This window comes from Rhizobium sp. S96 (assembly GCF_030382195.1).
GTDB lineage: Bacteria > Pseudomonadota > Alphaproteobacteria > Rhizobiales > Rhizobiaceae > Rhizobium.
In genome coordinates, this window is the sequence record NZ_JAUDRY010000010.1 from 122,361 (window position 1) to 135,894 (window position 13,534).

A 13,534-nucleotide genomic window follows, 5' to 3' on the forward strand; every position below is an offset into this window, starting at 1 on the left:
ACCTATTCTTTTCACTTGATACGTCCAGCATTCCCTCTTGGTACGGAAATTCCGTGCTCCAAGTGGTAGCATGATGGGGCGCACCGATGATCCAGAAGATCAACCGATGCGCCTGAAAAGTCATCGCTGCTATCTTGGGAGGAGAGCAGATGCTGGCAAGAAGCGTATCGCTCGACGACAAGTATACTGCTACCGACGGTCGGGTGTTCATTACCGGGCTGCAGACGCTGGTCAGGCTGCCGATGACGCAGATGCGTCGCGACCGAGCTGCCGGCCTGAATACGGCGACTTTTATTTCAGGCTATCGCGGTTCGCCGCTTGGCGGCTATGACCAGCAATTGATCAAAGCCAAGCCCTATCTTGATCAGTACGACGTCACCTTCCAGCCGGGCATCAACGAAGATCTTGCGGCGACTGCCGTTTGGGGCACCCAGCAGGTCGGGCTTTACCCCGGCGCACGCAAGGACGGCGTGCTTGGGATGTGGTACGGTAAGGGTCCCGGCGTCGACCGATCCGGCGACGTGTTGAAACATGCCAATGCCGCGGGAACCTCGCCTCATGGCGGTGTCCTCTGCATTGCCGGCGACGATCATTCGGCAAAGTCTTCCAGCATCCCACATCAGACCGATCACGATTTCATGTCAGCGGTCATTCCTGTCCTCTATCCATCCTCCATCCATGAATTTCTCGAGTATGGCCTGTTGGGCATTGCGATGTCGCGCTACTCGGGCTGCTGGGTGGGCATGAAAGTCATCGCCGATACGATCGAGACGACGGCTGCCATCGATCTGGCCGGCGAAAGCCGCAACTTCGTCCTGCCTACGGATTTTGAAATGCCGCCCGGCGGCCTCAACCTGCGCTGGCCGGACCCGCCGCTCGTTCAGGACGACCGGCTGCAGACCTACAAGGCGTATGCCGCAATCGCTTTTGCGCGCGCAAACCGGGTCGACCAGGTGACGCATGACGTCCCGAACGCCCGCTTCGGGATCATATCGTCCGGCAAGGCCTATGAAGATGTATTGCAGGCGTTGCGGGAGCTTGAGATCGGCCAAGCCGAAATGGCGACGATCGGCCTTCGCATCCTCAAGGTCAGGATGCCTTGGCCACTGGAGCCGGAGGCGGTCCGACATTTTTCAGAGGGCCTTCAGGAGGTCCTCGTCGTCGAGGAACGGCGTGAGATCATCGAGAACCAGATAAAGCAGCAGCTGTTTAACTGGCGCGCAGACGTCCGTCCGCGGATCGTCGGCAAGTTCGATGAGCACGACAAGCCCTATCTCAGCCTGTCGGCCGCGCTGACAGTCGGTGCCGTTGCCCGTGCAATCGCCGGGCGGGTGCTGCTCCTCGACATCGATCCGAGCCTGCGGGAGAAAATTGCCGCGAAGCTTGCCTACCTCGCCGACCGTGGCCAGATTGCGCGGACACATGTTCCGCCGGTATTGCGAACGCCGTTTTTCTGCTCCGGCTGTCCGCACAATACATCGACGCGCGTGCCCGAAGGCAGCCGTGCCACGGCGGGTATCGGATGCCATTACATGACGATCTGGATGGATCGGAACACCTATACCTTCACGCAGATGGGCGGCGAAGGTGTGCCGTGGACGGCTATTTCGCACTACACGGACGACAAGCACATCTTCGTCAATCTCGGCGACGGAACCTATTTTCACTCGGGTATCCTGGCGATCCGGCAATCGGTGTCCGCCAAGGTCAATGTGACCTACAAGCTGCTTTACAACGACGCGGTGGCGATGACGGGTGGCCAGCCGATTGATGGCTACATGACGCCCGAGCTGATGACGAAGCAGCTACAGAACGAGGGCGTATCGCCGATCTACCTGCTTTCCGACAATCCGGATGCCTATAGCCCGTCCATGCTCGCGCCCGGTGTCAAAGTACTGCATCGCGATCACCTCGATCAGGTCATGCTGACCTTGCGGGAAACCGAGGGCTGTTCTGCCATTGTTTACGTGCAGACCTGTGCCGCCGAAAAGCGGCGACGCCGCAGCCGTGGATCGTTGGAGGATCCGCCGAAGCGCGTCTTCATCAATGCTGCAGTGTGCGAAGGGTGCGGAGACTGCTCCGTGCAATCGAACTGCATCTCCGTCGAGCCTCTGGAGACCGAATTCGGGCGCAAACGCCAGATCAACCAATCGAGCTGCAACAAGGATTTCTCCTGCGTCAAAGGGTTCTGTCCTTCCTTCGTGACGGTGAACGGAGGTCAACGCAAGAAGCGCAAGGGGCTGGAAATCGGTGATATCGATATTCCGCTGCCCACCCTCCCCGTCGTTGGCGAGCGTCCATGGAACGTGGCGATCGCGGGTGTCGGTGGGACCGGTATCCTGACGATCGGCGCGATCCTGGGAATGGCCGCCTATGTCGACGGCTATGTTCCGATGATCCTCGACATGGCCGGCCTCGCCCAGAAGGGGGGCGCTGTCATGAGCCATTTGCGGATCGGAAGGCAGCAACAGGATGTAACCTCATCCCGCATCGTCAACGGCGGTGCCGATTTGCTGCTTGCGGCTGACGATATCGTTGGCGCATCGAAAGAGGCGGTCACGCTTTGCAAGCCCGAACGAACCATGGCGATCGTCAATACTGGCCTGATGCCGGTTGCCGACTTCGTTCGCAATCGCGACTTCGATTTCAAGACGGGATCGGTGGTGCATACAATCGCCAAGACGGTTCATGACGGTTCCGTCTTTCTGGATTTCGGCCATGTCGCGACGGCGCTTACGGGCGATGCCATCTCTACCAACATATTGCTGACCGGCTTCGCATGGCAGCGCGGCCTGTTGCCTCTCACGCTTGAGGCAATCGACAAGGCAATTGAGCTGAACGGCGTTGCTGTCGAGCAGAGCAAGGCGGCGTTCCAATGGGGCAGGATGCTTGCTCACGATCCGCATGCCGTGGATCGGTTGATCGGCGAGAAGCCTGCGGCCAAGACCTTGGCGGATATGGATCTTCGCGAGCTGGTGGCGCACCGCAGTTCCCATCTCACAGCCTACCAGAGCCGACGCCTGGCAAAGCGTTATGCCGCCTTCGTCGAGCGGGCGACGGCATTCGCGGAGAAGGCTCGCCTCTCCGACAGGGTCGCCTATGCCGTTGCCGTGACATACGCACGGGTACTTGCCTACAAGGACGAGTACGAGGTCGCGCGGCTGCTGACGGATCCGGCATTTGAAGCTGATCTTCGCGAGGAAATGGAGGGTGAGTTCAAGCTCCTCTTCAATCTCGCGCCGCCGTTCATGGCCGGCAAGGATCCGAATGGCCGCCCACGCAAGCGCGAGTTCGGGGCATGGATACTGCCCGTGCTTCGACAGCTGGCACGCTTTAAGGGCCTGAGGGGCACTCCGCTCGATCCGTTTGGCTATCTGCCCGAACGAAAACTCGAACGGCGGCTGATCCGGGAATACGAAACCGCCGCCACGAAGGTGCTGGGCGGCCTTCGCCCGGATAACGAATTGGAAGCGCTTGCCATTCTTACGCTCTTCGATGAGATTCGTGGCTTCGGTCCGGTGAAGGAGGCTGCGGCCGACAAGATCCTGGCGCAAATCGCCGAGCGCCTGACGACATACGAAAAAACGGGAGAGACTGCGCGCATGCCGGACGCCGCGTAACTGCGTCGGACAAGGGAGGTAGGCATGTATTCAGGTGGGTTGAGTTTTGCATTGGCCGACGAGATCGAAGCACTGCGCGATGGTGTTCGCCGTTTTGCGGCTGAGCGCATTGCGCCATTGGCGAACGAGATCGATACCAGCAACAGCTTTCCGCATTTCCTCTGGCGGGAAATGGGCGAGATGGGATTGCTCGGCGTGACCGCGGAGGAGTGCTACGGCGGGGCTGGTCTCGGCTACCTCGCGCATTGCGTGGCGATGGAGGAGATCAGCAGGGCATCGGCCGCGATCGGCCTCAGCTATGGCGCTCATTCCAATCTCTGCGTCAACCAGATCAGCCGCAACGGGACCGTACAGCAGAAGGAGCGCTACCTACCTAAGCTCATATCCGGCGAGCATGTCGGCGCGCTTGCGATGTCCGAACCCGGATCCGGTTCCGACGTCGTCTCGATGAGGCTGCGCGCCGAAAAACGCGGTGACCGGTATGTCCTGAACGGCAGCAAGATGTGGATCACCAATGGTCCGGATGCCGATGTACTGGTTGTCTATGCGAAGACGGACCCGGACGCCGGGCCGCGTGGCATCTCGGCGTTTCTGGTCGAGAAGGCATTCAAGGGATTCTCGACAGGACCGAAACTCGACAAGCTCGGCATGCGTGGCTCAAATACCTGCGAGCTGGTCTTTGCCGATTGCGAGGTCCCCGAGAGCAACTTGCTCGGTAGGGCGGGAGGCGGCGTCGGCGTTCTGATGTCGGGGCTCGATTATGAGCGGGTCGTGCTGTCCGGTGGTCCACTCGGCATCATGGCCAGTTGCATGGATGTTGTCATACCCTACCTTCATGAGCGAAAGCAGTTCGGCCAGCCGATCGGCGAGTTCCAGCTGATGCAGGGCAAACTTGCCGACATGTACGTGACCATGAACACGGCTCGCGCTTACGTCTATGCGGTGGCGAGGGCATGCGATCGCGGCGAGACGACGCGCAAGGATGCAGCCGGATGCATTCTCTACGCGGCCGAGAAGGCAACCCTCATGGCCCTGGAGACGATCCAGGCTCTTGGAGGAAATGGCTACACCAACGACTACCCCGCGGGGCGTTTGCTGAGGGATGCAAAGCTCTACGAAATCGGTGCGGGGACTTCGGAAATAAGGCGTATGCTGATCGGACGCGAACTCTTTGCGGAGACGGCCTGACCACGAAATTCATCGGCAAATCTGATCCTGGTGACGAATGACGGTACTGAAGTCGCAGATCTCCACGAATTCGGACAGTTTCAAGGCGAACCGAACGGCCATGGGAGAGGCTGTCCGGGTGGTGGAGGAGGCCGTTGCCGCCGTGATGCAGGGCGGCGGGGCGGCGGCGCGAGAGCGCCATCTCAGCCGAGGCAAGATGCTTCCAAGGGATCGAATTACAACCTTGATCGACCCCGCTACGCCGTTCCTGGAAGTCGGGCTGACGGCGGCTCATGGCATGTACGGCAACGAAGCGCCCGGAGCCGGCTTGATCGCCGGCGTTGGCCGGATTGCGGGCTGCGAATGCATGATCGTCTGCAATGACGCGACCGTAAAAGGCGGCACCTATTACCCGATGACGGTGAAAAAGCATCTGCGTGCGCAGGAGATTGCGGCGCAGAACAACCTTCCCTGCGTCTATCTCGTGGACTCGGGCGGTGCCAATCTTCCGAACCAGGACGAAGTCTTTCCCGATCGGGATCACTTCGGGCGGATATTCTTCAATCAGGCAAACATGTCAGCGGCAGGCATTCCGCAGGTCGCCGTGGTCATGGGGTCGTGCACCGCAGGGGGCGCATATGTCCCCGCGATGTCGGATGAGGCGATCATTGTCGAAAAGCAGGGAACGATCTTTCTTGCGGGCCCGCCTCTGGTCAAAGCTGCAACAGGCGAGGTTGTCTCTGCCGAAGATCTCGGTGGCGGCGACGTCCATACAAGGCTGTCCGGCGTTGCCGATCACCTCGCCCGAGATGACGCTCACGCGCTCGCGTTGGCACGACAATCGATCGCCAATCTCAATCGTTCGAAACCGGTGGCCGCCACGCAGGCATCAAGTGAACCGCCACTCTACGATCCGGCCGAGATTGCGGGCGTCGTCCCCTCTGACCTGCGGACCTCCTATGACGTCCGGGAGGTCATTGCGCGTATTGTCGACGGCTCACGCTTCGATGAATTCAAGGTCCGGTACGGCGCCACGCTGGTCTGTGGATTTGCGCATGTCCACGGAATGCTGGTTGGCATCATTGCCAACAATGGCGTGTTGTTTTCCGAGTCGGCGCAGAAGGGAGCGCATTTCGTCGAGCTCTGCTCGCAGCGCAAGATCCCACTCGTTTTCCTGCAGAACATCACCGGCTTCATGGTCGGCCGAAAATACGAAACCGAGGGCATCGCCAAGCATGGCGCCAAGCTCGTCACCGCGGTCGCCACGACGAATGTGCCAAAGATCACGATGCTGATCGGCGGCTCCTTCGGGGCTGGCAACTATGGCATGGCCGGGCGCGCCTTCTCGCCACGTTTTTTATGGAGTTGGCCGAACAGCCGGGTTTCCGTGATGGGCGGGGAGCAGGCGGCCAGTGTGCTTGCAACCGTGCGCGGCGAGGCACTTGCCCGCGCCGGCACGCCATGGTCGCCGGAGGAAGAGGCCGGCTTCAAGCAACCCGTGCTGGATCTCTTTGAGCGTCAGAGCCACCCGCTCTACGCGTCGGCGCGCCTGTGGGACGATGGGGTCGTCGATCCTGCCAGGAGCCGCGATGTGCTCGGGCTGTCCTTGTCGGCGACATTGAATGCGCCGATCGAAGATACGCGCTTCGGCCTGTTTCGGATGTGAGGGCGGCATGTTTCACAAGATCCTCATAGCCAACCGGGGTGAAATCGCCTGCAGGGTCATCCGCACAGCTAGGCGCATGGGCATTTCGACCGTCGCGGTTTACTCGGACGCGGATGTCGATGCGTTGCATGTGGAGATGGCCGACGAGGCGGTGCGCCTTGGCCCTGCAAGCGCGCAGGAGAGCTATCTTTCTATCGAACGGATCCTGGCCGCGGCCGAGCGGACGGGCGCGGACGCCATCCACCCTGGCTACGGTTTTCTATCGGAGAACGCGGATTTTGCCGAGGCCACGGAAACAGCCGGGATTGTCTTTATCGGGCCGCAATCCTCCTCAATCCGCGCCATGGGTCTCAAGGATTCCGCAAAGGCGATCATGGAGCAGTCCGGTGTGCCGGTTGTTCCCGGTTATTATGGGGCTGAGCAGGATAACGGCTTTCTCGCGGATCAGGCGGCAGTGATCGGTTATCCCCTCCTTATCAAGGCGCGAGCCGGGGGCGGCGGCAAGGGTATGCGGCGCGTCGATCGGGAGGAGGACTTTCTGGAGGCGCTGGAAGCGGCGCGGCGCGAGGCAAAGGCGGCCTTCGGTGACGACGGCGTTCTTCTGGAGCGCTACTTGCTGCAACCCCGCCACATCGAGTTCCAGATCTTCGGCGACCGGCACGGCAACGTCGTTCACCTGTTCGAGCGCGATTGTTCTCTTCAGCGCCGCCACCAGAAGGTCGTAGAAGAGGCGCCGGCGCCAGGCATGACCGATGAGATGCGCCGGGCGATGGGGGAGGCAGCCACGCGCGCGGGCCGGGCGATCTCCTATCAAGGCGCCGGTACGGTCGAGTTCATTGTCGACATGTCGAACGGTTTGCGGCCCGATCGGTTCTATTTCATGGAAATGAATACGCGGCTGCAAGTCGAGCACCCGGTGACAGAAGCCATCACCGGCGTTGATCTCGTGGAATGGCAGCTGCGGGTGGCAGCCGGCGAACCGTTGCCGAAAAGGCAGTCCGAGCTTGAGATCTATGGCTGGGCATTCGAGGCGCGGATCTATGCCGAAGATGCGTCCAAGGGGTTTTTGCCAGCGACGGGGATAGTCAGGCAGCTTGGCTTCCCCGATGTCAGCGTTCGTGTCGACACCGGCGTGCGCCAAGGGGATACCATATCGCCGCATTATGACCCGCTGATAGCCAAGATGGTTGCACATGGGCCGAACCGCGCGACTGCGCTGTCTCGCTTGTCGAGAGCGCTGACGGCCTCCCACATCGGCGGTGTCACAACCAATCTCGGCTTCCTGGCACGCTTGGTCGGTGTGGACGAGTTTGTGGCTGGGCGCCCGGACACTGGCCTGATCGAGCGCGATCTTCAGTCACTGGTGACGACCGAGCGTCCGCAAGACACCGTCGTCGCCCTTGCCGGTGTGCTGTCGCTCGGCGCTTTTACAAAGCCCGACGGCCGCGATCCCTGGCAGGCACTGGGGTACTGGCAGCTCTGGGGCGAGATGCAGCGCATCGTCATCCTGGAGCATGAGAGTGGTCATGCAAACCTGAGGATCGCGGCCAAGGGCTTCGACTTCTTCGCGGTTCATGATGGAAAAAGAGTGATCCCGGTGAAAATCGTCAGCCGCTCCGACGATGGATGTCGAGCCGAGATCGAAGGACGCCAGATCGCAGCGAAGGCGAGCATGACGGGGCATCATCTCGCGTTAACGCTGGACGGCCAGACCCATGTTTTTCGCGCCGCGGATCCGCTCGATGGCGATCTCCAGAACGGTCCGGGCGGCGACAGGGTGATCGCGCCGATGCCTGGTTTTGTCAGGATCGTCCGCGTTCACTCGGGGGCGGAGGTCGCCGAAGGACAGGCCCTGATCGTCATGGAAGCGATGAAGATGGAGCTGACGCTGACGGCGCCACGAAACGGCATCGTTGAGACACTGGAGGTCAGCGAAGGCCAGCAGGTCAGCGAAGGCGCAGTGTTGCTGATATTGCAGCCGGAGGAGGCGTGATGCAACCAGGCGTCTCATCCTTGCTCGCGCGTGATGTCTCCATCGTCGAAGTTTCCCCGCGCGATGGTCTGCAGAACGAAAAGGATCTTGTTCCGACCGCTGACAAGATCGCGCTTGTCGATATGATCTCAGAATGTGGTTTCGAGCGGATCGAGGTGACGAGCTTCGTTAGTCCAAAGTGGGTGCCTCAGCTTGCCGACGCCGCGGATGTCATGGCGGGCATCAAGCGTAGACCCGGTGTGCGCTATGCTGTGTTGACACCGAACAAGAAGGGATTCGAAGCGGCGATGGCGACGGGTGCCGACGAGGTGGCGATCTTCACGTCGGCATCGGAAAGTTTTTCGCAGCGGAACATCAATTGTTCGGTCGCCGAGAGCATCGAACGATTCCGCCCGGTCGCACAGGCGAGCCGAGCGGCGGGTGTGCCGCTCCGTGGCTATGTCAGTTGCGTCGTGGAGTGCCCCTACGAGGGGGCCGTCGAGCCTGATGCGGTTGCCCAAGTTGTCGAGCAGCTTCATGCGCTCGGCTGCTATGAAATCAGTCTGGGTGACACCATCGGGCGTGGGCGGCCGGAGGCGGTCGACCGGATGTTGCTGACCGTCCTCTCCCGCGCGCCGGCGACCATGCTCGCAGGCCATTTCCACGACACAGACGGCTGGGCTCTCGACAATATCGGCGTGTCGCTGGAGCACGGTGTTCGTGTTTTCGATTCATCCGTTGGCGGTCTTGGGGGCTGTCCGTTTGCGCCGGGGGCCCAAGGCAATGTCGATACGCTGCTGGTTGCACAGTATCTTGCCCGGAAGGGATATCGGACAGGTCTTTCGACGGAAAAGCTTGAGCAAGCGGCCGCCTTTGCCCGCAAGCTCAGGAGCGCGCAGTGAACCCGGAGACGCTTCAGATCACGATCGATGACCGCGGAGTAGCCCGTCTGACGCTCGCACGTCCGGACAAGCACAACGCAATGTCAGCACGGATGATCAGCGAACTCACGGAGGCCGCGCAAGCGCTCGGATCAAACGCAGATGTTCGGGCGGTCGTCATCCAGGCTCTCGGCAAGAGCTTTTGTGCCGGGGGAGATCTTGAGTGGATGCGTGCCCAGTTTTCCGCCGACCGTGCGGGCAGAATCGCCGAAGCTCGGCGATTGGCAATGATGCTCAAGGCGCTGGACGAGCTTCCGAAGCCGGTCATCGCGGAAGTCCGTGGAAATGCCTTCGGCGGCGGTCTTGGCTTTATAAGCGTCTGCGATATGGCCGTCGCCGCCGAGACCGCGCGCTTTGGCTTGACGGAAGTCCGGCTGGGTCTCATTCCGGCGACGATCAGCCCCTATGTCACCCGCCGGATTGGTGTTTCGGCGGCGCGACCGCTGTTCCTGTCGGGTAAGATGTTCGATGCCCATCATGCAGCGGCTATTGGTCTGGTCGATGCGGTGGTGCAGGCGCCAGACCTAGAAAAGGCCGTCGAAATCGAAATCAAAGAGTTCCTTGCGGCCTCGCCACAAGCAGCGGCTCGTGCAAAAGTCCTGGCGCGCTCTTTCGCTCCACCGATTTCGGACGAGATCATTGACGCTGTTGTAGCCCAACTCGCTGACAGCTGGGAGACGGCAGAGGCAAGGGAGGGCATTTCCGCGTTCTTCGAGAAGAGAAAGCCGCAGTGGTAGCAGATCGCGCATCGCTGTTCGTCGGTTCTGCGAGGTTTTGAAACGCCTCAGATCACCAGTCATCTGTGAGCATAAGCTCGCGCCTAGGTTCTGGCGGCGATCAAAGTGGAACGTCAATATGAGATTATGGCGGAGAGGGTGGGATTCGAACCCACGATACGGTTGCCCGTATGCCGCATTTCGAGTGCGGTGCTTTCGACCACTCAGCCACCTCTCCGCTTCGCTGGTCGGCGCTTGTTCGGCGCGGGCTGTCTCATAGCGATGAAATATCCGGCTGGCAAGACGAAATTCAAAGCTTTTCATCCTTTTGCCTTGACAGTTTTTTGGGGCTCGCGTATCTGCCCAAGCCAATAGGTGTGGATAAGTCCGCGCCTTGCCCGCCTTGCGCCCGCGCAAGGCATCACCGGCAGACAGAGTTCCTGGGCGAGAGCCTCTGAAATCCCTGCTTAACATCGACTGATAAAAAGACGGCCACCTGTTTTGACGCGGGTTGAGCCGGAACGAACATGAAAGGATAAAAAATGTTCGCAGTCATCAAGACCGGCGGTAAGCAGTACCGTGTGGCAGCAAACGACGTGCTGACCATCGAGAAGCTTGAAGCAACCGCTGGCGACGCAATTGAATTCACCGAAGTCCTGGTCATCGGCGAAGGCGCCGACGCTGCGATCGGTGCTCCCTTCGTCAAGGGCGCTTCCGTCAAGGCCGAAGTGGTAGAGCACAACCGCGGCAAGAAGGTCATCGCCTTCAAGAAGCGCCGTCGTCAGAACTCGAAGCGTACGCGCGGCCATCGCCAGCATCACACTGTTGTCCGTATCACGGACATCGTGGCTGCTAAGTAAGATCACGGGACTTAAGGTTTAAAGGAGAACTCCAATGGCACACAAAAAAGCTGGCGGTTCATCGCGCAACGGTCGTGATTCCGAATCCAAGCGCCTTGGCGTGAAGAAGTTCGGCGGCGAAACCGTCATCGCAGGCAACATTATCGTGCGTCAGCGCGGCACGCAGTGGCACCCGGGTTCCAACGTCGGCCTCGGCAAGGATCACACGATCTTTGCTCTTACCGCCGGCAATGTGAACTACCGTACGAAGGCCAACGGCCGCGTATACGTATCCGTGATGCCGAAAGCGGAAGCAGCGGAATAAGCCGGTAGCGCTTTATAGCAGCCGGTGTCTCATCGACCCGGCTGAGCGTACAAGGTTCAGTCAAGACAAAAGGGGAGATGGGACACCACCCATCTCCCCTTTTTCTTTACCCTCAAGGAGGACTGAACCATGCAAGGCGAATTGTTACGGAGAGACCAAAGGTCTCCCCGGGAAGACCAGCGGTCTTCCTTGGAGCGGCTGAGGCCGGAGCGGTTAAGGACCGATTGCCCTGTCTTACTGTCGGAACGGCTCGTCATGCGCGCGCCGCACGAAGAAGACATCGACGCCCTTGCCCATCTCGCCAACAACGCCAAAGTCGCCACAATGGTGTCGCGCATGCCGCACCCGTATACGGCCAATGATGCCGCCGACTTCGTGCGACGCACGAAAAATGGCGAGATTGGCAAGTGCGTCTATGCGATTACGAAAGCCGAAAACGGTGCCTTTGTCGGGTGCTGCGGGGTCGAGCCTCATCTGGACGGTCGGACCGTCGAGATCGGCTACTGGCTCGGAGAACCGTACTGGAATCAAGGCTTTACCACGGAGGCGTGCCATGCGCTCGTCGACATGGTGTTTCGTACGCGGCAGGATGTCGACCAGATCGACGCCCGTTGCCGGGTGATGAACGTCGCCTCCAGGCGGGTGATCCAGAAGTGCGGCTTCCAGTTCCAGGGCTCCGGGCTTGCTGCCTCGCTGGCACTTGGCAGCAATGTGCCGGTCGAATGGTACAGGCTTGATCGCAAGACCTGGATGTCGTTGAGAAGCTGGGGGAGCGTCCTATGAACGCGATCAGCCTCGAACGGCCCAAGCCCACGGTCCCAACCGCCGGATCACAGCCGATCATAGCCACGCAGCGTCTGACGCTGCGTCCGCACCGGCTGAGCGATGCCGACGCGATTGCGGAATCGCTGTCGGATTTCGCGGTCACACGCATGCTGGCCCGGGTTCCCGCACCTTATGATCGGCAGGACGCGCTGGACTGGCTGGTGCCGGCCACGGCGGGTCGCCTGCCCGACTGGCAGATGGCGATCACCAACGGTGATGACGCGCATATCGGCGTGGTGTCGCTCGAACTGCGCCATGGCCGCTGGCATCTTGGTTACTGGTTGAACCGCTACTATTGGCGGCGCGGCTACATGACGGAGGCGGTTGCGGCGACGCTCGAGCGGTTCTCGCGCCGAATGCCCGAGACGATGGTGCATTCCGGCGTGTTTGCCGACAATCCTGCATCGCTTCGGCTTCAGGAGAAGCTTGGTTTCCGCATGACGGGCTGCAGCGAAATCTTCAGTTTCGCGCGCAACACGATGGTCACGCATGTCGAGACTGCGCTGAAGCCTGGCACGCTGCAAAACCAGAGCGCCTGACGAAACAGGAAGCGCCCCGGCATATGATCGGGGCGCTTCGTTCAGATGTCGATCTCTACCCAGACGGGAAAGTGGTCGGACCCCGCAGCAGTCGTGTCGACCCTTGCGGATCTTAGCTGGCTTTCAAGGCCGCAGCTGACGAAGACGTAGTCGAGATGCATGCGTTTGCCGTGATCCGCAGGGTCCATCCAGCTATAGCTTTCGGGCGCGTAGGCGTTCAGCGCGGCAAGCGCGTCGATCGGCGTGCCGATACGGGCCGTGCGGCCGTAATATCCGTCGCTGGCGCCGGCGAAGCTGCAGTATTCCGGCGATTCCGGCACCATGTTGAAGTCACCCATGACGATATAGTCCTCGGGCAGCGGCAGTTCGTCGATGTCGAACTCCAGCGAACCGGTCACCGATCCGCCTTCGCGGGTGAAGGCGTTGATGCGTTCGTTGAGATAGGCGAGCTGGCGGATGCGCTCGTCGTTGGAGACGTGGTCGAGGTGGACCGAATAGACGCGAAGAGCGCCGCCTGGAACAGCGACGACCGCTTCGGTTGCGCCGCGCTGCAGGTTGAGCTTGGACAGGGTTCGGCTGCGCGGCAAAAGCAGCATCCGGTTGGAAAGAATAGGCCAGCGCGACAGGATCATGTTGCCGAACTGCAGGCGGGTATTGCGGGGGGCGGGCCTGTCATTGATCCGCTCCACGTGCAGGTCGCACGCCGGGCCATACACCCAGAAATAGTCGGGGAACAGCGCGGTGAGATCGGCCTGCATGTCCGCATAGTCGTTCCTCGAGAAGCCTCGAGTGACCTCCTGGAGCGCGATCACGTCGGCGCCTTTGAGACTGTCGGCGATTCGTTCGAGATCGTAGCGCCCGTCGAGACCGAAGCCGTACTGTATGTTATAGCTCGCAAACCTAATGATAATCTTTGACCTCCGG

General features: G+C 60.6%; 11 protein-coding genes and 1 tRNA gene. 10 read left to right on the forward strand and 2 right to left on the reverse strand.

Annotation, left to right across the window (positions count from 1 at the left end; all coding sequences use genetic code 11):
• Positions 1-149: 149 nt before the first annotated feature.
• Genes QTL94_RS12795 through QTL94_RS12820 form a run of 6 tightly spaced genes read left to right on the forward strand, consistent with a single transcriptional unit; the run spans position 150 to position 10,103 of the window.
• Positions 150-3,620 (forward strand): indolepyruvate ferredoxin oxidoreductase family protein, encoded by a 3,471-nt coding sequence (locus QTL94_RS12795; protein WP_289801885.1) that lies wholly within the window; start codon positions 150-152, stop codon positions 3,618-3,620.
• Between the two features lie 24 nt (positions 3,621-3,644).
• A complete protein-coding gene (locus QTL94_RS12800) occupies positions 3,645-4,808 on the forward strand; it encodes an isovaleryl-CoA dehydrogenase (protein WP_065690556.1) in 1,164 nt (387 codons plus the stop codon).
• A gap of 37 nt (positions 4,809-4,845) precedes the next feature.
• A complete protein-coding gene (locus tag QTL94_RS12805) occupies positions 4,846-6,453 on the forward strand; it encodes a carboxyl transferase domain-containing protein (RefSeq protein WP_289801888.1) in 1,608 nt (535 codons plus the stop codon).
• Positions 6,454-6,460: 7 nt separating this feature from the next.
• Complete coding sequence (locus tag QTL94_RS12810; protein ID WP_289801890.1) at positions 6,461-8,446, forward strand: acetyl/propionyl/methylcrotonyl-CoA carboxylase subunit alpha; 1,986 nt, start codon at positions 6,461-6,463, stop codon at positions 8,444-8,446.
• Entirely contained in the window at positions 8,446-9,327 is an 882-nt protein-coding gene (locus tag QTL94_RS12815) for a hydroxymethylglutaryl-CoA lyase (protein ID WP_289801892.1), read from the forward strand. The genes QTL94_RS12810 and QTL94_RS12815 overlap by 1 nt, the downstream gene beginning before the upstream one ends.
• Positions 9,324-10,103: a crotonase/enoyl-CoA hydratase family protein gene (locus tag QTL94_RS12820; protein WP_289801893.1), complete on the forward strand. Its 780-nt coding sequence runs from the start codon at positions 9,324-9,326 to the stop codon at positions 10,101-10,103. Before QTL94_RS12815 ends, QTL94_RS12820 begins: the two co-directional genes overlap by 4 nt.
• 127 nt (positions 10,104-10,230) lie before the next feature.
• Here QTL94_RS12820 and QTL94_RS12825 read toward each other — a convergent pair.
• Positions 10,231-10,320: transfer RNA gene (locus tag QTL94_RS12825), tRNA-Ser, on the reverse strand.
• Positions 10,321-10,624: 304 nt separating this feature from the next.
• On the opposite strand from QTL94_RS12825, the gene rplU reads away from it, so the two are divergent.
• The 4 genes from rplU to QTL94_RS12845 all read left to right on the forward strand — a co-directional run bounded on the left by rplU (position 10,625) and on the right by QTL94_RS12845 (position 12,610).
• Positions 10,625-10,942, forward strand: coding sequence for a 50S ribosomal protein L21 (gene rplU / locus QTL94_RS12830; protein ID WP_007790977.1), 318 nt, complete (start codon positions 10,625-10,627; stop codon positions 10,940-10,942).
• 34 nt (positions 10,943-10,976) lie between these two features.
• A complete protein-coding gene (rpmA, locus tag QTL94_RS12835; RefSeq protein WP_007790980.1) occupies positions 10,977-11,246 on the forward strand; it encodes a 50S ribosomal protein L27 in 270 nt (89 codons plus the stop codon).
• 129 nt (positions 11,247-11,375) lie between these two features.
• Positions 11,376-12,029 carry a GNAT family N-acetyltransferase gene (locus QTL94_RS12840; protein WP_289801898.1) on the forward strand — a complete coding sequence of 218 codons (654 nt, stop codon included), beginning with the start codon at positions 11,376-11,378 and terminating at the stop codon, positions 12,027-12,029.
• Positions 12,026-12,610: a GNAT family N-acetyltransferase gene (locus tag QTL94_RS12845; RefSeq protein WP_289801900.1), complete on the forward strand. Its 585-nt coding sequence runs from the start codon at positions 12,026-12,028 to the stop codon at positions 12,608-12,610. Before QTL94_RS12840 ends, QTL94_RS12845 begins: the two co-directional genes overlap by 4 nt.
• 41 nt (positions 12,611-12,651) lie before the next feature.
• Here QTL94_RS12845 and QTL94_RS12850 read toward each other — a convergent pair whose 3' ends face one another.
• A complete protein-coding gene (locus QTL94_RS12850; RefSeq protein ID WP_289802345.1) occupies positions 12,652-13,515 on the reverse strand; it encodes an endonuclease/exonuclease/phosphatase family protein in 864 nt (287 codons plus the stop codon).
• Between the last annotated feature and the right edge of the window lie 19 nt (positions 13,516-13,534).